Annotated in this window: 17 protein-coding genes; 8 read left to right on the top strand and 9 right to left on the bottom strand. The window is 54.0% G+C overall.

Features of this window, described 5'->3' with window-relative positions:
• Positions 1–98 precede the first annotated feature (98 nt).
• Positions 99–2339: a carbamoyltransferase HypF gene (hypF, locus tag ACHHZ7_RS04755; protein ID WP_060683330.1), complete on the top strand. Its 2241-nt coding sequence runs from the start codon at positions 99–101 to the stop codon at positions 2337–2339.
• A gap of 161 nt (positions 2340–2500) precedes the next feature.
• Here hypF and norW read toward each other — a convergent pair whose 3' ends face one another.
• Together norW and norV are read right to left on the bottom strand one after the other, a co-directional pair.
• Positions 2501–3634 carry an NADH:flavorubredoxin reductase NorW gene (norW, locus tag ACHHZ7_RS04750; protein WP_060683331.1) on the bottom strand — a complete coding sequence of 378 codons (1134 nt, stop codon included), beginning with the start codon at positions 3632–3634 and terminating at the stop codon, positions 2501–2503.
• Positions 3631–5079: an anaerobic nitric oxide reductase flavorubredoxin gene (norV, locus tag ACHHZ7_RS04745; RefSeq protein WP_008785624.1), complete on the bottom strand. Its 1449-nt coding sequence runs from the start codon at positions 5077–5079 to the stop codon at positions 3631–3633. The genes norW and norV overlap by 4 nt, the downstream gene beginning before the upstream one ends.
• A gap of 191 nt (positions 5080–5270) precedes the next feature.
• Between norV and norR the strand changes: the two genes are divergently transcribed.
• On the top strand, positions 5271–6791 hold the full coding sequence (gene norR, locus ACHHZ7_RS04740) for a nitric oxide reductase transcriptional regulator NorR (protein WP_048215691.1): 1521 nt from the start codon (positions 5271–5273) through the stop codon (positions 6789–6791).
• On the opposite strand, the gene gutQ is transcribed toward norR, so the two are convergent.
• The 7 genes from gutQ to srlA all read right to left on the bottom strand — a co-directional run bounded on the left by gutQ (position 6788) and on the right by srlA (position 11709).
• Complete coding sequence (gutQ, locus tag ACHHZ7_RS04735) at positions 6788–7753, bottom strand: arabinose-5-phosphate isomerase GutQ (protein WP_060683332.1); 966 nt, start codon at positions 7751–7753, stop codon at positions 6788–6790. The genes norR and gutQ overlap by 4 nt on opposite strands.
• Positions 7746–8519, bottom strand: coding sequence for a DNA-binding transcriptional repressor (locus ACHHZ7_RS04730; protein ID WP_003037350.1), 774 nt, complete (start codon positions 8517–8519; stop codon positions 7746–7748). Before ACHHZ7_RS04730 ends, gutQ begins: the two co-directional genes overlap by 8 nt.
• A 70-nt stretch (positions 8520–8589) precedes the next feature.
• Positions 8590–8949: a transcriptional regulator GutM gene (gutM, locus tag ACHHZ7_RS04725; RefSeq protein ID WP_008785622.1), complete on the bottom strand. Its 360-nt coding sequence runs from the start codon at positions 8947–8949 to the stop codon at positions 8590–8592.
• Between the two features lie 55 nt (positions 8950–9004).
• Positions 9005–9784 (bottom strand): sorbitol-6-phosphate dehydrogenase, encoded by a 780-nt coding sequence (gene srlD / locus ACHHZ7_RS04720; RefSeq protein WP_003037345.1) that lies wholly within the window; start codon positions 9782–9784, stop codon positions 9005–9007.
• A gap of 17 nt (positions 9785–9801) precedes the next feature.
• The gene (gene srlB, locus ACHHZ7_RS04715; RefSeq protein WP_008785621.1) at positions 9802–10164 is read right to left on the bottom strand and encodes a PTS glucitol/sorbitol transporter subunit IIA; all 363 of its coding nucleotides are present in this window, start codon (positions 10162–10164) and stop codon (positions 9802–9804) included.
• Positions 10165–10177: 13 nt separating this feature from the next.
• The gene (locus tag ACHHZ7_RS04710; protein WP_008785620.1) at positions 10178–11149 is read right to left on the bottom strand and encodes a PTS glucitol/sorbitol transporter subunit IIB; all 972 of its coding nucleotides are present in this window, start codon (positions 11147–11149) and stop codon (positions 10178–10180) included.
• Positions 11146–11709 (bottom strand): PTS glucitol/sorbitol transporter subunit IIC, encoded by a 564-nt coding sequence (gene srlA, locus ACHHZ7_RS04705; RefSeq protein ID WP_060683333.1) that lies wholly within the window; start codon positions 11707–11709, stop codon positions 11146–11148. The genes ACHHZ7_RS04710 and srlA overlap by 4 nt, the downstream gene beginning before the upstream one ends.
• 264 nt (positions 11710–11973) lie before the next feature.
• On the opposite strand from srlA, the gene mltB reads away from it, so the two are divergent.
• The 6 genes from mltB to csrA all read left to right on the top strand — a co-directional run bounded on the left by mltB (position 11974) and on the right by csrA (position 18666).
• Positions 11974–13053, top strand: coding sequence for a lytic murein transglycosylase B (mltB, locus tag ACHHZ7_RS04700; RefSeq protein WP_003037336.1), 1080 nt, complete (start codon positions 11974–11976; stop codon positions 13051–13053).
• A 191-nt stretch (positions 13054–13244) separates the two neighbouring features.
• Positions 13245–13742 (top strand): nicotinamide-nucleotide amidase, encoded by a 498-nt coding sequence (pncC, locus tag ACHHZ7_RS04695; protein WP_048225249.1) that lies wholly within the window; start codon positions 13245–13247, stop codon positions 13740–13742.
• Between the two features lie 92 nt (positions 13743–13834).
• Positions 13835–14899 carry a recombinase RecA gene (recA, locus tag ACHHZ7_RS04690; RefSeq protein ID WP_003037330.1) on the top strand — a complete coding sequence of 355 codons (1065 nt, stop codon included), beginning with the start codon at positions 13835–13837 and terminating at the stop codon, positions 14897–14899.
• 86 nt (positions 14900–14985) lie between these two features.
• Positions 14986–15486 carry a recombination regulator RecX gene (gene recX, locus ACHHZ7_RS04685; protein WP_008785618.1) on the top strand — a complete coding sequence of 167 codons (501 nt, stop codon included), beginning with the start codon at positions 14986–14988 and terminating at the stop codon, positions 15484–15486.
• Positions 15487–15614: 128 nt separating this feature from the next.
• On the top strand, positions 15615–18242 hold the full coding sequence (gene alaS / locus ACHHZ7_RS04680; protein ID WP_003825959.1) for an alanine--tRNA ligase: 2628 nt from the start codon (positions 15615–15617) through the stop codon (positions 18240–18242).
• A 238-nt stretch (positions 18243–18480) separates the two neighbouring features.
• Positions 18481–18666: a carbon storage regulator CsrA gene (csrA, locus tag ACHHZ7_RS04675; RefSeq protein WP_000906486.1), complete on the top strand. Its 186-nt coding sequence runs from the start codon at positions 18481–18483 to the stop codon at positions 18664–18666.
• Positions 18667–18814 lie beyond the last annotated feature (148 nt).

The following is an 18814-nucleotide window of genomic DNA, read 5'->3' as shown; positions in this document are numbered from 1 at the left end:
CGGCTTTGCCTTATCCGGCCTACTGTTCGTATCCACGTAGGCCTGATAAGCGTAGCGCCATCAGGCAAACCGGGATAGATGACTGCGGGAACGACTTAATGACAATAAACAACCACTCCGGCGTACAGCTGCGTATTCGCGGCAAAGTACAGGGCGTCGGATTTCGCCCCTACGTCTGGCAACTGGCGCAGCGCTTACAACTGCATGGCGATGTGTGTAACGACGGTGACGGTGTGGTTGTGCGCTTACAGGAAGATCCGGCGGAGTTTATTGCGCAGTTGCATCAACACTGCCCACCGCTGGCGCGCATTGACAGCGTTGAGAGTGAACCATTCGCCTGGACGCAGCAGCCTGCCGATTTCTCGATTCGTCAAAGTGCTGGCGGTACGATGAATACGCAAATCGTTCCGGACGCCGCGACCTGTCCCGAATGCCTTGTAGAAATGAACACCCCCGGCGAACGTCGTTACCGATACCCCTTTATCAACTGCACCCACTGTGGTCCGCGTTTTACGATTATCCGCGCGATGCCCTACGATCGTCCGTTTACCGTAATGGCGTCATTCCCACTCTGCGCGCAATGTGACAAAGAGTATCGCGATCCGTACGACCGTCGATTCCACGCCCAGCCAGTGGCTTGTCCGGCATGCGGCCCTCATCTGGAGTGGTTCTGTGCGGGTGAGCGAGCGGAGAAAGAAGAGGCGCTGCAGGCGGCGGTATCGCGGCTGAAAGCAGGCGGTATTGTGGCGGTTAAAGGCATTGGTGGGTTTCATCTGGTGTGCGATGCGCGAAATGATAACGCCGTAGCGCTACTCAGGCTGCGCAAACACCGTCCGGCGAAACCTCTGGCAGTGATGCTGCCCTCTGATGAGGGATTGCCTGAACCCGCTCGTCGTTTGCTTACTACCCCTGCTGCGCCGATCGTGCTGGTGCAGAAACGCTATGTCGCGGCATTGAGCGAGGGCATTGCGCCGGGGTTAACGGAGGTTGGCGTCATGCTGCCAGCGAATCCGTTACAGCATTTACTCTTACAAGAGATGAATTGTCCACTGGTGATGACCTCTGGCAACCTCAGCGGCAGGCCTCCGGCCATTACTAACGCCCAGGCGCTGGAAGATTTACATGACATTGCCGACGGTTTCCTGCTGCATAATCGCGAAATTGTGCAGCGGATGGATGACTCCGTGGTGCGTGACAGTGGGGAAATGCTGCGTCGTTCCCGGGGATATGTGCCAGATGCGGTCGCACTACCGCCAGGATTTCGCGACGTGCCGCCGATGCTGTGCTTAGGTGCGGATCTGAAAAATACTTTCTGTCTGGTGCGCGGCGAGCAGGCGGTTATCAGCCAGCATTTGGGTGATCTTAGCGATGACGGCATTCAGCAACAGTGGCGTGATGCGCTACGCCTGATCCAGAACATTTATGACTTTACGCCGCAGCGTATCGTGCATGATGCACACCCAGGCTATGTTTCCAGCCAGTGGGCCAGTGAAATGGAGCTGCCAACTGAAACGGTGCTGCATCACCATGCGCATGCCGCTGCGTGTCTTGCGGAGCACGGCTGGCCGCTCAATGGCGGTGATGTGATTGCTCTGACGCTAGACGGTATCGGTATGGGGGAAAACGGCGCGCTGTGGGGTGGAGAGTGTTTGCGGGTTAACTATCGTGAATGTGAACACCTTGGCGGCTTACCGGCGGTAGCGCTGGCGGGCGGCGATCTGGCGGCAAAACAGCCGTGGCGTAATCTGCTCGCGCAGTGCCTGCGTTTTGTTCCTGACTGGCAGCGTTATCCGGAAACATCGGTGCTGCAACATCAAAACTGGAACGTGCTGGCGCGCGCTATTGAACGGGGAATTAACGCTCCGCTGGCGTCATCGTGCGGACGACTGTTTGATGCCGTTGCCGCCGCGTTGCAATGTGCACCGGAATCATTGAGTTATGAAGGTGAAGCGGCCTGTGCGCTTGAGGCGATGGCATCGCAATGTGATGGCGTTGATCACCCAGTCACGGTGCCGCTTGATGACAATCAGCTGGACTTAGCAGTTTTTTGGCAGCAATGGCTGAACTGGCAGGCCAAACCAGCAGAAAGGGCGTGGGCGTTTCACGACGCGCTGGCGCGTGGGTTTGCCACTCTGATGCGAATGCAGGCCGAAGCTCGCGGGATTAAGACGTTAGTATTTAGCGGTGGCGTGATGCATAACCGCTTATTGTCGGCCCGTCTGGCGTTTTATCTGCGTGATTTTACCTTACTGTTCCCGCAGCGTTTACCGGCGGGCGACGGCGGGTTGTCATTGGGGCAGGGCGTGATTGCCGCAGCGCGAGCATTGGCGAAAAAATAAAAAAAGCCCCGGGACTGGCGGGGCAAGGAAAACATGTAGGGGCATACCGACAAGTGGCAACGCACATCCATGTGCGTGAGGTTAATAAATCAGTAGCAGCGTTGCCGGGCAAAGTCGTAGGCCGGATAAGACGCGAAGCGGCGCCATCCGGCATCCCGGACTTACACGGGCAACGTTTTCAGCAGCGCAAAGGCCTCTTTCATGCGGTCTTCACTGACGACAAACGCACACAGCTGGCCTTCGTCGTTCATCCCTCTGGCAACCATTCCCTGCGCTTCGGCGGCGATGTGCCAGTTTAGATCGCGGCGCTGGGTTTCCCCGGCCAAATGCAGAGGCAGTTCTGGCGTTTTGACTTTTACCAGCATGGCTGGCAGTTTCAATGGCGCATTGCCGCCGAGCAGGTTTTTCGCCAGATACATGGCGCTCAGCTGAATCGGCTGCAGGAAAGGGAGCACCTGACCGTTAATCTCCGCACAGTCGCCGAGAGCATAAATGTCCGGGTGGCTGGTTTGCAGGTAGCTATCGACGCAGACGCCACGATTGATGTTCAATCCGGCACGACGCGCCAGTGCGGTCTCCGGGCGTAAGCCGGTGGCGGCGATCACCGTATCGACTTCTACGCTGCGGCTACGATCGAGCGTGGCACAAATACCTGACGCCGTTTTCTCCAGCCCCTGAAGCTGTGATTTCAACAGCAGGTGTACGCCCATATCGGTCAGACGATGCTGTAAGCGACTGCTAACTTCCGGTGGCATCAGCGAAGCCAGAATGCTGGCGGCGTTGTCGATAAGCGTTACCGCTTTACCGGCACGACAGAAATCCATCGCCAGTTCACTGCCAATCAAGCCGCCGCCGACAATCAGCACCCGCTGGGCATCACGCAGCTGTGTTTCACAAGCGCGATACTCTTGTTGGCTGTTCAATGTGAGCATTAACTCACGTCCGGTAACCGGCGGTACAAAGGCTGACGCGCCCGTCGCCAGCACCAGTTTGTCGTACTGCCACTGCTGATCCTGGCTTTTCACTACGTGGGCATCAGCATCGATGTCGGTTACCCAGGTGTGCGGGAACAGGCGCAAATTAAACTGTTCGGCAAACTCCCCCGCCGACTGGCGGGTGAGGTCGTCTGCACGCTGTGACTGACTGATAACATGGCTGAGATCGGGCTTGTTGTACTCATCCATGCTGTCTGCAGCAATCAGGGTCAGCGGGACATTTGCATCCTGCTTACGGATATTTTTGACTAACTGGCGGGCGGCGAAGCCCGAACCAATAATGACAATTCCGCGGCTCATTTTGCCTCCGTTGCCAGGACGTCGAAGACGTCTTTACCTAATGAACATTCCGGGCACAGGAAGTTATCCGGCACGTCGCTCCACGGTGTTCCCGGCGCGACATCCTGCAGCGGTTCACCTTTTGCCGGGTCGTAAATCCACTGGCACACGCTGCACTGCATGCTAGGTCCAAGATCGGCGGCAGCCGCAGCGGCGCAAGCGCATTCTTCTTCTTTGGATGCGGCTTTCACGGTTGTTTCCGGCAGTGGCGCAAGCGCCCACTGACGCGCGATTTCACGGCCGTGCTGGCGGCATAGTTCCAGTGCATCCAGGTCCGGACGCCATTTCGCCTTCAGGCTCAGCGACATTTCGAAACCAGCATCCTGCAAACGCGTAGACAAACGGTCTACTGCGCCGCCGCTCCAGCCGTGTGAGCCAAAGGCGCTGGCGCGTTTGTTACGAAAACGCAGGCCGGTCATCTCTTCCACCAAACCGGCGATTTTTGGCATCATCACGTTGTTCATCGTCGAAGTACCGACCAGCACGCCTTTAGAGCGGAAGACGTTAGTCAGAACTTCGTTCTTATCGCTACGGGCGACGTTAAAGATTTTCACTGCCACGTTCGGGTCAACTTCGTTGATGCCCTGGGCTATGGCGTCCGCCATCATGCGGGTGTTGTTGGACATGGTGTCGTAGAAAATGGTGATGCGGTCTTCCTGATAATCCGCCGCCCATTTCAGGTACATTTCCACGATTTGCGTCGGGTTGTCGCGCCATACCACGCCGTGGGAAGTAGCAATCATATCGACAGGCAGGTTGAAGCCGAGGATCTCAGTAATTTTCGGTGTAACCAGACGGCTGAACGGCGTCAGAATGTTGGCGTAGTAACGCTGGCACTGTTCGAACAGTTCGGTCTGGTCAACTTCGTCGTTAAACAGACGTTCGTCGCAGTAGTGCTGGCCGAAGGCGTCGTTACTGAACAGCACCGCGTCGCCGGTCATGTAGGTCATCATGCTGTCAGGCCAGTGCAGCATTGGCGTTTCAACGAAGATCAGCTGTTTGCCGTTTCCAATGTCCAGTGAATCACCGGTTTTCACCACGTTGAAATTCCACTCCGGGTGATGGTGATGCCCGTTGATGGAGTCAATGGCGTTGGCTGTGCAGTAAATCGGCGTGTCCGGGATGCAGGACATCAGCTCAGTCAGCGCCCCTGCATGGTCTTCTTCCGCGTGGTTAATGATGATGTAGTCGATATCCGCGAGGTCAATTTCACTGCGCAGGTTCTGTACGAATTCACGGCTAAACTTATGGTCTACTGTATCGATCAGGACATTTTTTTCTTCACGGATGAGATAGCTGTTGTAGCTGCTGCCGCGCAGCGTTTTGTATTCAGTCCCGTGGAAATCACGAACTTCCCAGTCACGTTGGCCAACCCAATGAATGTTATTTTTAACCAGAATAGACATAGCAACCTCAGTAATTAATTCAGCGTTTTTCTAAAAAAGATGTTTTGCTTACTGCAGGTTGCGTGCCAACTTTTTATCTTATTGATTTTAATGTTTTTATTGTTTTGTGCTTATTAAGTGGTAGTCAAAATGACTATTTATTTTATTGTCAATATGACAATATGAATTGTCAAAATGACAATGAGGTAGTCATGAGCTTTTCCGTAGACGTGCTGGCGGGCATCGCCATTGAATTACAAAGCGGTATTGGACATCAGGACCGTTTTCAACGTCTGATAACCACTTTGCGTCAGGTGCTGGAGTGCGACGCGTCGGCACTGCTGCGCTACGAGTCGCGACAGTTTATTCCGCTGGCGATCGATGGGCTGGCGCAGGATGTTCTCGGCAGACGCTTTACTCTGGAAGGGCATCCGCGTCTGGAGGCGATTGCCCGCGCCGGAGACGTGGTTCGTTTCCCTGCCGACAGCGATTTGCCAGACCCATATGATGGTCTGATTCCGGGGCAGGAGAGTCTGAAGGTGCATGCCTGTATTGGGCTGCCGTTGTTCGCCGGTCAAAATTTGATTGGTGCGTTAACCCTGGATGGCATGGAGCCCGATCAGTTCGATGTTTTCAGCGATGAGGAGCTTAGGCTGATTGCCGCGCTGGCGGCGGGTGCGCTGAGCAATGCGCTGCTGATTGAACAACTGGAAAGCCAGAATATGCTGCCAGGTTCGTCAACCAACTTTGAGCAGGTGACGGAAACCCAGATGATTGGCCTGTCGCCCAATATGATGCAGTTGAAAAAAGAAATTGAGATTGTGGCGGGGTCCGATCTCAACGTGCTGATTAGCGGCGAAACAGGAACCGGGAAGGAGCTGGTGGCTAAAGCTATCCATGAAGGTTCGCCGCGCGCGGTGAATCCACTGGTGTATCTGAACTGCGCGGCGTTGCCGGAAACCGTAGCCGAAAGTGAGCTGTTTGGTCACGTAAAAGGTGCATTTACCGGGGCTATCAGCAATCGTAGCGGTAAGTTTGAAATGGCCGACAATGGGACGCTGTTTCTCGACGAGATAGGCGAACTCTCGCTGGCGCTACAGGCTAAGCTGCTGCGCGTATTGCAGTACGGCGATATTCAGCGCGTCGGTGACGATCGCAGCCTGCGCGTGGATGTGCGGGTGCTGGCGGCGACGAACCGTGATTTACGCGAAGAGGTGCTGGCCGGGAATTTCCGCGCGGATTTGTTCCACCGTCTGAGCGTTTTCCCCCTTTCTGTACCGCCTCTTCGTGAGCGCGGCGAAGATGTGGTGCTGCTGGCCGGTTATTTTTGCGAGCAATGTCGACTGCGGCTGGGTCTTTCCCGCGTGGTGTTAAGCCCCGGCGCGCGTAGCCATTTGTTGAATTACGGCTGGCCCGGAAACGTGCGCGAGCTGGAGCATGCCATTCACCGGGCGGTAGTTCTGGCCAGGGCTACCAGGGCAGGGGATGAAGTGGTGCTGGAGGCGCAGCATTTTGCCTTGCAGGATGAAGGTCCGGCTCCGCAGGTGGCGGAAGTTGTTGCGGAGATCCCACAACATCACAATCTGCGTGAAGCAACAGAGTCGTTCCAGCGGGAGATGATCCGCCGGGCACTGGCGCAAAATAATCACAGTTGGGCGGCAAGCGCGCGGGCGCTGGAAACAGACGTTGCCAACCTGCACCGGCTGGCGAAACGTCTGGGTCTGAAGGATTAGATAATACCGGCCTGATAGAAATCCTGCAGGTTGATAGCACCGGTGAGTTTACCGTTTTCATCGACCACCGGTGCGGCAGTGATTTTACGCTTCATCAGGATCTCTTTGGCGTCAATCGCGCGGCTCTGCGCCTGCAGCGTAATGCCATTCTGAGTCATAGCTTCGATAACCTGGGTGGTGAGCGCTCCGCCGCCAACCAGCCAGCGGCGCAGGTCACCGTCGGTAAAGACCCCTTTCACCAGTGACTGGTCGTCGCAGACCGCGACCAGGCCAAGACCCGTGCGGCTGAGTTCCAGCATCGCGTCCATAACGCTGGTGGTGAGCTTCACCTGAGGTATGGCATCGTCACGGCGCATCAGATGATGCACTTTATTTAACAGACGAGCGCCCAGCGCACCTGCCGGATGTGAGCGGGCAAAATCTTCTTCGTTAAAGCCGCGCGCCTGCATTACGGCGATCGCCAGCGCGTCGCCCATCATCAACGTATTTACGGTGCTGGACGTCGGTGCCAGGCGCATCGGACAGGCTTCGCGCTCAACGGAAATATCCAGCACGGCTTTGGCTGCCAGACCCAACGGTGAGGTCGGTTTTCCGGTCATTGCCAGCAGTGCGACGGATTTGTCTTCCAGGCGTGGGATGATGAGATCCAGCTCTTTCGCACCGCCGGAGTAGGAGATAAACAGCATGACATCACGGCTTTCGATCATCCCTAAGTCGCCGTGCAGCGCTTCCGCCGGATGCACAAAAAAGGCGGGCGTGCCGGTGCTGGCGAGGGTCGCCGCAATTTTTTTGCCAATATGACCTGATTTACCAATACCGGAGACAATGACTTTGCCTTCACAGTGGATAATCGTATTGGCGGCGCGGACAAAATCATCGCCCAGGCGTTCTGGCAGTCGGCTGGCTTCCTGTAGTTCCAGCATTAACGTCTGACGGCCCGCGTTCAGTAGTGCATCACTCATTGGTTTCTCCGGTTATGATCACTTCAATCCCTTTTGCTTCCAGCGCCTGACGAAACGCAGGGTCGATGCCCGCATCGGTAATCAGCTTGTCGACGCTTTCCAGACTGCATACAACATTAGGGCTTTTGCGCCCAAATTTTGACGAGTCAGCCATCAGAATCACTTCGCGAGCGGCATTGCACATCGCTTTACTGACGCTAAACACCTCATTAAAGGTGGTCACGCCGGCATTAAGGTCAATGCCGTCGGTGCCCATGAAGAGTTTATCAAAGCTGAACTGCTCAAAGGCGTTTTCTGCCAGCTGACCGTGAAATGACGCAGATTTTTTGCGAAAGGTCCCGCCGGGCATCAGGATAGTTTGCTCGTTGTCCAGCTCCGAAAGGGCGTTAACAATGTGCAGACTGTTGGTCATGACGGTGATGTTGCTAAAGCGCGTGAGCATTGGCACCATCTGCAGTACGGTGCTACCCGCATCCAGAATAATAGAGTCGCCATCGTGTATAAAACGGACGGCGGCTTCGGCAATCTGCTCTTTTTTATGCGTATTGATTAGCGTTTTGTGATCGATTGGCGGGTCGGATTCGTCTTTATTTAATACCACGCCGCCATAGGTACGAATGACGGTTCCGGCATTTTCCAGAATGACCAGGTCTTTGCGAATGGTCGTGCCGGTCGTGTCAAAGTAGTGGGCCAGTTCTTCAACCGAGCATTTGCCCTGCTTTTGCAGATGCTCCAGTATGGCAGCCTGACGCTGACGAGGTTTCATAGGCGTGATTACCCTGACTTAATAAGTTGCAAAATGATAATTTCGCAAGCTATTAGCATTCACAACGAAATTACCCATGTTTCAGTTTAAGCGCCAATGATAGTGCATTCTGTGATAACGGATCATGGGGAAAGATCACATCAGGCTGTAAATCATCAAGATGTTTGCCCATTATCGTGGCAATTTTGCCTGGTCGGGCGAATACCGTAAGACCTTTCATAAATAACGTGTCGGTCACCCGTTGCTGCTCATCCAGCGCAATGGCTACCACCACGCGCGGTTTAAAACGCCCACCGGAGCGACCAACACCAACCCGACCTTGCTGGCAGAGTTGATCAAACGCCCGGTTAAAGCGGGATATTTGCCAGCCACCAAGCGCCAGTTGCAGGCACCAGGCGATAGCGGCGACGGTAATCAGTGCGGAAACCATTATGTACTCCTTTGATTTTGCCGGATAAGCGCAGCCGCCATCCGGCAATTCAACATTAAAACATCACCTGACCGCCGGTCACGTTGATGGACTGCCCGGTGCAGTAAGAGGCTTTTGGACTGGCGTAAAACAGCAGCATGTTCAGTACGTCCTGATAATCGCAGCCGCGTTTAAGCGGAACCTTATCAATGTAGTACTGCTCCACCTCATCTGGCTTAAGGCCCAGCTTGGTCGCATATTGCGGTAATAACGACTGAAACATTGGTGATTTCAGTAGGTTGCCGAGCATCAGCGAATGTACGGTGATCCCATACTCCGCCAGATCCAGCGCCAGCGACTGGGTTAAGCCCACGCCACCAAATTTTGCCGCGCTGTAGCCTGAATTGTGTTTGCTGCCCACTTTCCCTGATTTTGAGTTGATCTGGATAATGCGTCCCTGCACGCCATCGCGGATCATCAGGCGTGAAAATTCACGAGCACAGAGGAAGTAGCCGACCAGATTGACCTGCAGCGAGCGGTCGAAATCCCCAAGCTGAAAGTCGCTGATAAACGCGGCTTTAGCGATACCCGCACTGTAAACCAGCAGATCGACACGACCGAATATTTCATCCACTCCGCGCGACAGCGCCAGCACGCTCTGTTCGCTGGTGGCATCTGCGCCAAAACCGTACGCGGTACCTTCGCCAAACTCGGCGTTAATTTCTTGCGCGACGTTGGCAGCTTTATCGCTTTGAATATCCACCACCGCGACGCGGTATCCTTCTGTCGCAAGCCCACGGCAAAGGAATGCCCCCAGGGTCTGGCCTCCACCAATGACAACGGCAACCTGATTCATTTTTATCTCCTTCAATCTTAAGCAACAAACTTCAAAATACAGCCCGGGGTGATACCGTCCGGGACGGGGCCCGCAACGTGTACAGTGCCGGGGAATTCCGCTTCGCTCTGCCCGTCAAAGCGCAGGGTGATATGCCCGAGTTCACGTAAGTTTTGTTCCGCCACGCTGCCAACGGCGGTGACCGGGTAGTGGTGCTGGCCCAGTTCAAACTGGATCCCTGCTTGTAAAGAGCCGTTCAGGTCCCCGTGGCAATGGATGAAACAAAACTCTTCGATATCCGCTGGCGCGCCTTCACGAAAGGTAATCAGCATCTGGTCGCACAGTGCATCCGGGGCGCTTTGGCCGATACGGGTGATGGTGGTTTGATAAATTACGGTCATTTTTGAGTGCCCCTTATTGGTAAATAAAGCCAGAAACAAACCAGGCGATGAGAACGGTAGGCGCGCCGGTCAGAAAACGGCTCACCAGTACGGATGGCACGCCGACGCGGACCGTGTCCTGACGTGCTTCGGCCAGCGACAACCCAACCGGAATAAAGTCACATGCAGCCTGGGCGTTAATGGCGAACAGGGCAGGTAGTGCAAGATGCGGAGGAATGTTCCCCAGACCAATCTGTACACCGATCAGCACGCCGATAACCTGGGCGATAACCGCACCGGGGCCGAGGAAAGGCGACAGCAGCGGGAAAGAGCAGATCAGCGCCAGAGTAACCAGTCCCAACGGATGGCTGGCCAGCGGCGCGAGTCCATGGGCAATCCAGTCTCCCAGACCCGAAGCCATAATGATGCCGATCAGTGCCGAGACGAACGCCATAAATGGCAGAATAGTTTTCAGGACGGTATCGATGGTGTCACGTCCGGACTGGAACAGAACCGCAACGGCTGAACCCATGCCCATTCCCACTTTTGCCAACAGGCCGTCGCTTTGTTCGGTAATCTTTTTACTGGTGTCGTAATCGCGACCGATAGTGCTGCTTGCAGGTTGCGGCGCAGCGGATGCCTCGCCGACTATCGTGATGTTTTCTTCTTTCACGCCAGAGACATAGATATCTTCGACAATGTACTGAGCCAGCGGGCCGGATTTACCCGTAGCGTGAATATTCACCGTCGGTATACGGCGTTTGGGATAGATACCACAGCGCAGCGTGCCGCCGCAGTCGATGATCGCCACACCAATTTCGTTCTCCGGCGGCTCGCCTTCTTTGAAGCCATCAACTGCCTGCCAACCGGTCAGGCTTGCTATCCTGTCGACTATTGCGGGGCGAGTTCCGGCGGTGATATAGACAATTTTCTTGCCCGGAATGGCATCCAGTTCAAGGGGGCCACCCCAGCCGCCGGTGCCTTTTTCAATACGAATACGTGTCATGATGTTGCTCCCGCCAGATGCACCTTCTGTTCAAGTTGAATGCCCATTTTTCTCTCGAAGATAGTGGTGGTGAAATCGGTCACCCAGCCGCGGAAGAAGTTAGTCACCAAACCGACCAGCAGGTAGCTCACCGCCAGTGGGCCAAGCGGAAGCCCCAGCGTGGTCAGGCCGCTGGCGATCCCCAGATAGACAAACAGTTCGCCGGGGTTGATGTGCGGGAATAAGCCGTTCATTGAATGGCAACTGTAAGAGGCGGCGGCGTAGTAGCTGGGCTTGTATTTTTCTGGCATAAAGCGACCCAGACTCAGCGTCATCGGGTTACAAAATACAAATGTGCCGATGCACGGCAGCAGCAAATAGCGGGACAGTGGATTTCCAGCGCAGCGCTGAGCAAAACGTTCAATACGCTGCTGGCCGATAAAGTTAATCAGCGCATTCATGATGACCAGCAGGCTAATCAGCAGGGGAAGAATACCGGTCACCATACCGGTAAACACTTCTCCGCCTTTCTGGAACAGCCCGATAAACCACTCAGCACCGAGTGTGATGGTGTCGATCATTATTCTCTCCTGTAGGGATTTTAGTTATCTTGCCAAACGGTGGTTAATTTTAATCAGATTGAAAGATATAAAAGTGTTATTTTGATCTCAAAATGAAAGATAAATATTTTAATTTGAAAGTTATTGCGTGAAGGCTCGCAAATGTGAAGGTCAGAGATGAAAGGGGATGTAAATTCTGTGAAGGAGAGCGACTACCGCTTCCTTGTATGGCGGAGGATGCTTTACCATACTTCTCCCAGGCTGAATTTGTTTAATGGATGTCTCATGTTCAAGCGTCGTTATGTAGCGTTACTCCCCCTTTTCGTACTGCTCGCTGCCTGTAGCAGCAAACCTAAACCTTCAGAGACTCAAACGACTACGGGTGCGCCATCCGGCGGCTTCCTGCTTGAGCCACAGCACAACGTCATGCAAACGGGCGGTGATTTTGCCAATAATCCGAACGCGCAGCAGTTCATCGAAAAAATGGTGAACAAGCACGGCTTTGACCGCCAGCAGTTGCAGGAGATCCTGTCGCAGGCCAAGCGTCTGGACTCGGTATTGCGTTTGATGGACCGCCAGGCACCGACGACTCAACCGCCAGCCGGTCCTAACGGCGCATGGCTGCGCTACCGCAAACAGTTCATCACGCCTGACAACGTGCAAAATGGAGTGGCCTTCTGGAATCAATATGAAGATGCGCTGAACCGTGCGTGGCAGGTCTATGGTGTTCCGCCGGAAATTATCGTTGGCATTATCGGCGTTGAAACGCGTTGGGGCCGCGTGATGGGTAAAACGCGGATTCTGGATGCGCTGGCGACGCTGTCCTTTAACTATCCTCGTCGTGCGGAATACTTCTCTGGTGAACTGGAAACCTTCCTGCTGATGGCGCGAGATGAAAGCGACGATCCGCTCGATTTGAAAGGTTCTTTTGCCGGCGCGATGGGCTACGGCCAGTTTATGCCGTCTTCCTATAAGCAATATGCCGTTGATTTTAATGGTGATGGCCACATTAACCTGTGGGATCCGGTTGATGCCATCGGTAGCGTGGCGAATTACTTCAAGGGCCACGGCTGGGTGAAAGGCGATACGGTCGCGGTGCCGGCAAATGGTCAGGCACCAGGGCTTGCGAACGGCTTTAAAACCCAGTACAGCATTTCTCAGCTTGCTGCCGCGGGTCTGACGCCACAGCAGTCGTTGGGTAATCATCAGCAGGCCAGCCTGCTGCGCCTGGATATTGGTACCGGCTATCAGTACTGGTATGGACTGCCGAACTTCTACACCATCACCCGCTACAACCACAGTACCCACTACGCGATGGCCGTGTGGCAGTTGGGTCAGGCGGTCGCGCTGGCCCGCGTGCAGTAATCGCTCCACTGGCCTACAGGAAGAAATTTCTTGTAGGCCGGATAAGATGCCCTGACATCGTCATCCGGCAGGTCTTATTTATGCAACGGAGCAATTTTTGGAATCCCCCTCGTAAAACGTTCTCTCCATCCCCACATTGGTTATGAAAGTGCTATCTTGTCCGGCATATTTTTTAACTGACAGAGGCTGAGATGACCGACAGTGAACTGATGCAGTTAAGTGAGCAGGTTGGCCTGGCGCTGAAAGCGCGTGGGGCGACCGTTACGACGGCGGAGTCCTGCACCGGCGGCTGGGTGGCCAAAGCGATTACGGATATTGCCGGAAGCTCCGCCTGGTTTGAACGCGGGTTTGTGACCTACAGCAACGAAGCCAAAGCACAAATGATTGGCGTGCGCGAAGAGACGCTGGCCCAGCATGGGGCGGTGAGCGAGCCTGTGGTGGTGGAGATGGCGATTGGCGCGCTAAAAGCTGCCCGCGCGCATTTCGCAGTTTCGATCAGCGGTATTGCCGGGCCGGATGGCGGCAGTGAAGAAAAGCCCGTAGGTACCGTATGGTTCGCCTTTGCCAGCGCGAGCGGCGAGGGGATTACGCGTCGGGAATGCTTCAGCGGCGATCGCGACGCGGTACGTCGACAGGCGACCGTCTACGCGTTACAAACCCTGTGGCAACAATTTCTACAAAATACTTGATACTGTATGAGCATACAGTATAATTGCCTCAACAGAACATTATCTATCACGTTTCGCGGTTTAACCCGAAAGCGGCATGACAGGAGTAATTAATGGCTATCGACGAAAACAAACAGAAAGCGTTGGCTGCAGCGCTGGGTCAGATCGAAAAGCAATTCGGTAAAGGCTCCATCATGCGCCTGGGTGAAGACCGTTCCATGGATGTGGAAACTATCTCCACCGGTTCGCTTTCTCTGGATATCGCATTGGGCGCGGGCGGTTTGCCAATGGGCCGTATCGTCGAAATCTACGGGCCTGAATCCTCCGGTAAAACAACGCTGACCCTGCAGGTTATTGCCGCTGCACAGCGTGAAGGTAAAACCTGTGCATTTATCGATGCGGAACACGCGCTGGATCCGGTCTATGCACGTAAGCTTGGCGTTGATATCGACAACCTGCTGTGTTCTCAGCCGGATACCGGTGAACAAGCGCTGGAAATCTGTGATGCGCTGGCGCGCTCCGGTGCGGTTGACGTTATCGTTGTCGACTCCGTTGCCGCATTGACGCCGAAGGCAGAAATCGAAGGCGAGATTGGCGACTCTCACATGGGCCTTGCGGCGCGTATGATGAGCCAGGCGATGCGTAAGCTGGCCGGTAACCTGAAGCAGTCCAACACGCTGCTGATTTTCATCAACCAGATCCGTATGAAGATTGGCGTTATGTTTGGTAACCCGGAAACCACCACCGGTGGTAACGCCCTGAAATTCTATGCGTCTGTTCGTCTGGATATCCGTCGTATTGGCGCGGTGAAAGAAGGCGACAATGTGGTCGGCAGCGAAACCCGCGTTAAGGTTGTGAAAAACAAAATTGCAGCGCCGTTCAAACAGGCTGAATTCCAGATCCTTTACGGTGAAGGCATCAACTTCTACGGCGAACTGGTTGACCTGGGCGTGAAAGAGAAGCTGATTGAAAAAGCCGGTGCATGGTACAGCTACAACGGTGAGAAAATCGGTCAGGGTAAGGCGAATGCGACCAACTGGCTGAAAGAAAACCCGGCAACTGCGAAAGAAATTGAGAAGAAATTACGTGAGTTACTGCTCAATAACCAGGATTCAACGCCTGATTTCTCCGTTGATGACAGCGGCGAAGACGTAAAAGAAACGAACGAAGATTTCTGATAATCTGTTTTGAATCGCATGTTGTGAATCACATATAGTAAAGGGCTGCATATCATGCAGCCCTTTTTCATTTCTGAAGGCTTACTATGACAGAAGCAACTTCCCGCCGTTCCGCTTATTCCCGACTGCTTGACCGCGCCGTACGCATTCTGGCGATGCGCGACCACAGCGAGCAGGAACTGCGGCGCAAGCTGGCCGCTCCGGTGATGGGGAAAAATGGACCAGAAGAAATTGATGCCACGCCGGAGGATTACGACAAGGTCATCGCCTGGTGTATTGAAAGTCGTTATCTGGATGATGATCGTTTCGTGCAGCAGTTTATCGCCAGCCGTAGCCGCAAAGGTTATGGACCAGCCCGAGTGCGCCAGGAATTAAACCAAAAAGGGATCGCACGTGAAGCTATCGAGCGGGCCATGCGTGAGTGCGAAATTGACTGGGCAGTGCTTGCACGCGAGCAGGCCATTCGTAAGTACGGTGAACCTTTACCTGTCGATTTTTCAGATAAGATAAAGGTCCAGCGTTTTTTGCTCTATCGCGGCTATCTGATGGAAGATATTCAGGCAATATGGCGAAATTTTGACGATTGACCGCATACGGGATTTTACTTCCCAGTAAAGAAAACTTATCTTATTCCCACTTTTCGATTGCCAGAGGCGCAGTTTGCGTGCCGATGCTGGTAATGACATTTCGTTAGCTTGATTTCTTCAGGATAATTATGAGCAAGAGCACCGCTGAGATCCGTCAGGCGTTTCTCGATTTTTTCCATAGTAAAGGACACCAGGTAGTTGCCAGCAGCTCCCTGGTACCGAACAATGACCCTACTTTGTTGTTTACCAACGCCGGGATGAACCAGTTCAAGGATGTTTTCCTTGGCCTCGACAAGCGTAATTATTCCCGCGCAACCACCTCGCAGCGTTGTGTACGTGCGGGCGGTAAGCACAATGACCTGGAAAACGTCGGTTACACTGCACGTCACCACACTTTCTTCGAAATGCTGGGCAACTTCAGCTTCGGCGATTACTTCAAACACGACGCTATTCAATATGCATGGGAACTGCTGACTGGTGAAAACTGGTTTGCCCTGCCAAAAGAGCGTCTGTGGGTAACCGTCTATGAAACTGACGATGAAGCCTATGAAATCTGGGAAAAAGAAGTCGGTATTCCGCGCGAACGTATCATCCGTATCGGTGATAACAAAGGTGCGGCTTATGCTTCAGACAACTTCTGGCAGATGGGTGATACCGGTCCTTGCGGTCCATGTACCGAAATTTTCTACGACCACGGCGACCATATCTGGGGTGGACCTCCGGGAAGCGCAGAAGAAGATGGGGATCGCTACATTGAGATCTGGAACATCGTCTTCATGCAGTTCAACCGTCAGGCTGACGGCACCATGGAACCGCTGCCGAAACCGTCCGTGGATACCGGTATGGGTCTGGAGCGTATTGCGGCCGTGCTGCAACACGTTAACTCCAACTATGAAATCGACCTGTTCCGCTCATTGATCGAATCCGTGGCGAAAGTCACTGGCGCAACCGATCTGAGCAACAAGTCTCTGCGCGTTATCGCCGACCATATCCGTTCCTGTGCATTCCTGATTGCCGATGGCGTTGTGCCGTCGAATGAAAACCGTGGCTATGTGCTGCGCCGTATCATTCGTCGCGCGGTACGTCATGGCAACATGCTGGGCGCGAAGGATACCTTCTTCTACAAGCTGGTTGGTCCGTTGGTGGACGTCATGGGCTCTGCAGGTGAAGAACTGAAGCGTCAGCAGGCTATGGTTGAACAGGTTCTGAAAACCGAAGAAGAGCAGTTTGCGCGTACTCTGGAGCGAGGTCTGGCGCTGCTGGACGAAGAACTGGCAAAACTGTCTGGCGATACGCTGGATGGCGAAACCGCATTCCGTCTGTATGACACCTACGGTTTCCCGGTTGACCTGACGGCAGACGTTTGCCGCGAGCGTAACATTAAGGTTGATGAAGCGGGCTTTGAAGCTGCAATGGAAGAACAGCGCCGTCGTGCGCGTGAAGCCAGCGGCTTCGGCGCAGACTACAATGCGATGATTCGCGTTGATGGCGCCTCTGAATTTAAAGGCTACGAGCACCTGGAACTGAACGGCAAAGTGACCGCGCTGTTTGTTGATGGTAAAGCGGTAGACGCAATTAACGCAGGTCAGGATGCCGTTGTCGTACTGGATCAGACGCCGTTCTATGCGGAATCTGGTGGTCAGGTTGGCGACAAGGGTGAGCTGAAAGGCGCAGGCTTCGCGTTTGCCGTTAGCGACACGCAGAAATATGGCCAGGCCATTGGTCACATCGGCAAGCTGTCTGCGGGTTCTCTGAAAATTGGTGATGCGGTACAGGCTGATGTGGATGAAGCCCGTCGTGCGCGTATTCGTTTGAACCACTCCGCAACGCATCTGATGCATGCAGCGCTGCGCCAGGTTCTGGGCACACATGTGGCACAGAAAGGCTCGTTGGTTAACGATAAACTGCTGCGCTTCGACTTCTCTCATACCGAAGCAATGAAGCCTGCTGAAATCCGTGCCGTTGAAGATCTGGTGAACGCGCAAATCCGTCGCAACTTGCCGATTGAAACGAACATCATGGATCTCGAAGCGGCAAAAGCCAAAGGCGCAATGGCACTGTTTGGCGAGAAATATGACGACCATGTGCGCGTTCTGAGCATGGGTGATTTCTCTACCGAACTGTGTGGCGGTACTCACGCCAGCCGTACGGGTGATATCGGTCTGTTCCGGATTGTGTCCGAGTCAGGTACTGCGGCAGGCGTTCGTCGTATTGAAGCCGTAACCGGTGAAGGTGCTATCCAAACCGTGCATGCTGAGAGCGATCGCTTAAGCGATATTGCGCAGTTGCTGAAAGGCGATAGCCAGAATATCGGTGACAAAGTTCGTTCCGTGCTGGAGCGTACTCGTCAACTGGAAAAAGAATTGCAGCAATTGAAGGAACAGGCTGCGGCGCAGGAGAGTGCAAATCTTTCCAGCAAAGCGGTTGATATCAACGGCGTGAAGCTGCTGGTCAGCGAACTCGCGGACGTTGAGCCGAAAATGTTGCGTACCATGGTTGATGATCTGAAAAATCAACTGGGGTCTACCGTTATCGTTCTGGCAACGGTAGTGGAAGGTAAGGTTTCTCTGATTGCGGGTGTGTCTAAGGACGTGACAGATCGCGTGAAAGCAGGGGAACTGGTTGGAATGGTCGCTCAGCAGGTCGGCGGTAAGGGTGGCGGTCGTCCGGACATGGCGCAAGCCGGTGGTACGGATGCAGCGGCTCTGCCTGCAGCGTTAGCCAGTGTGAAAGGCTGGGTCAGCGCAAAACTGTAATAATTATAAGCGTAAGTCGACGCTGCGGACTTCAATCCGCAGCGTTTGAATCAACGCTATCGACAACGATAAAGTCAGGTTGAAGTTGTGTATATCGGCTAAACTTAGGTTTAACAGAATGTGATGCCGTGACTGCTTACACTTAGGTGTTTGTCATCGCTTACTTTTTGGCGTTATATGATGGATAATGCCGGGATACAGAGAGACCCGACTCTTTTAATCTTTCAAGGAGCAAAGAATGCTGATTCTGACTCGTCGAGTTGGTGAGACCCTCATGATAGGCGATGAGGTCACCGTGACAGTTTTAGGGGTGAAGGGCAACCAGGTGCGCATTGGCGTAAACGCCCCGAAAGAAGTTTCTGTCCATCGTGAAGAGATCTACCAGCGTATCCAGGCTGAAAAATCCCAGCAGTCCAGTTACTAAGGTTTTCGCGTCTCACCTTTCTGGTGAGGCGCAACCTGATTGAGTTACTCTTTTTCTTCTCTTTTCTTCTTCGTCTTCCCCCTTTTTTCGATTCCACTGCGCGTAATGCCTTTTCCTGCGAAGTTTCCGTTTGTTCACTCCTTCAGGA

It is taken from the genome of Citrobacter freundii complex sp. 2024EL-00216, assembly GCF_043945515.1.
Classification (GTDB): domain Bacteria; phylum Pseudomonadota; class Gammaproteobacteria; order Enterobacterales; family Enterobacteriaceae; genus Citrobacter; species Citrobacter portucalensis.
This window is presented reverse-complemented; position numbering and strand designations above follow the sequence as displayed.

Bases quoted from the DNA above. Each gene is read 5' to 3' on its own strand.
- hypF (WP_060683330.1), top strand. From the start codon at position 99: ATGACAATAAACAACCACTCCGGCGTACAGCTGCGTATTCGCGGCAAA.
- norW (WP_060683331.1), bottom strand. From the start codon at position 3,634: ATGAGCCGCGGAATTGTCATTATTGGTTCGGGCTTCGCCGCCCGCCAG.
- norV (WP_008785624.1), bottom strand. From the start codon at position 5,079: ATGTCTATTCTGGTTAAAAATAACATTCATTGGGTTGGCCAACGTGAC.
- norR (WP_048215691.1), top strand. From the start codon at position 5,271: ATGAGCTTTTCCGTAGACGTGCTGGCGGGCATCGCCATTGAATTACAA.
- gutQ (WP_060683332.1), bottom strand. From the start codon at position 7,753: ATGAGTGATGCACTACTGAACGCGGGCCGTCAGACGTTAATGCTGGAA.
- ACHHZ7_RS04730 (WP_003037350.1), bottom strand. From the start codon at position 8,519: ATGAAACCTCGTCAGCGTCAGGCTGCCATACTGGAGCATCTGCAAAAG.
- gutM (WP_008785622.1), bottom strand. From the start codon at position 8,949: ATGGTTTCCGCACTGATTACCGTCGCCGCTATCGCCTGGTGCCTGCAA.
- srlD (WP_003037345.1), bottom strand. From the start codon at position 9,784: ATGAATCAGGTTGCCGTTGTCATTGGTGGAGGCCAGACCCTGGGGGCA.
- srlB (WP_008785621.1), bottom strand. From the start codon at position 10,164: ATGACCGTAATTTATCAAACCACCATCACCCGTATCGGCCAAAGCGCC.
- ACHHZ7_RS04710 (WP_008785620.1), bottom strand. From the start codon at position 11,149: ATGACACGTATTCGTATTGAAAAAGGCACCGGCGGCTGGGGTGGCCCC.
- srlA (WP_060683333.1), bottom strand. From the start codon at position 11,709: ATGATCGACACCATCACACTCGGTGCTGAGTGGTTTATCGGGCTGTTC.
- mltB (WP_003037336.1), top strand. From the start codon at position 11,974: ATGTTCAAGCGTCGTTATGTAGCGTTACTCCCCCTTTTCGTACTGCTC.
- pncC (WP_048225249.1), top strand. From the start codon at position 13,245: ATGACCGACAGTGAACTGATGCAGTTAAGTGAGCAGGTTGGCCTGGCG.
- recA (WP_003037330.1), top strand. From the start codon at position 13,835: ATGGCTATCGACGAAAACAAACAGAAAGCGTTGGCTGCAGCGCTGGGT.
- recX (WP_008785618.1), top strand. From the start codon at position 14,986: ATGACAGAAGCAACTTCCCGCCGTTCCGCTTATTCCCGACTGCTTGAC.
- alaS (WP_003825959.1), top strand. From the start codon at position 15,615: ATGAGCAAGAGCACCGCTGAGATCCGTCAGGCGTTTCTCGATTTTTTC.
- csrA (WP_000906486.1), top strand. From the start codon at position 18,481: ATGCTGATTCTGACTCGTCGAGTTGGTGAGACCCTCATGATAGGCGAT.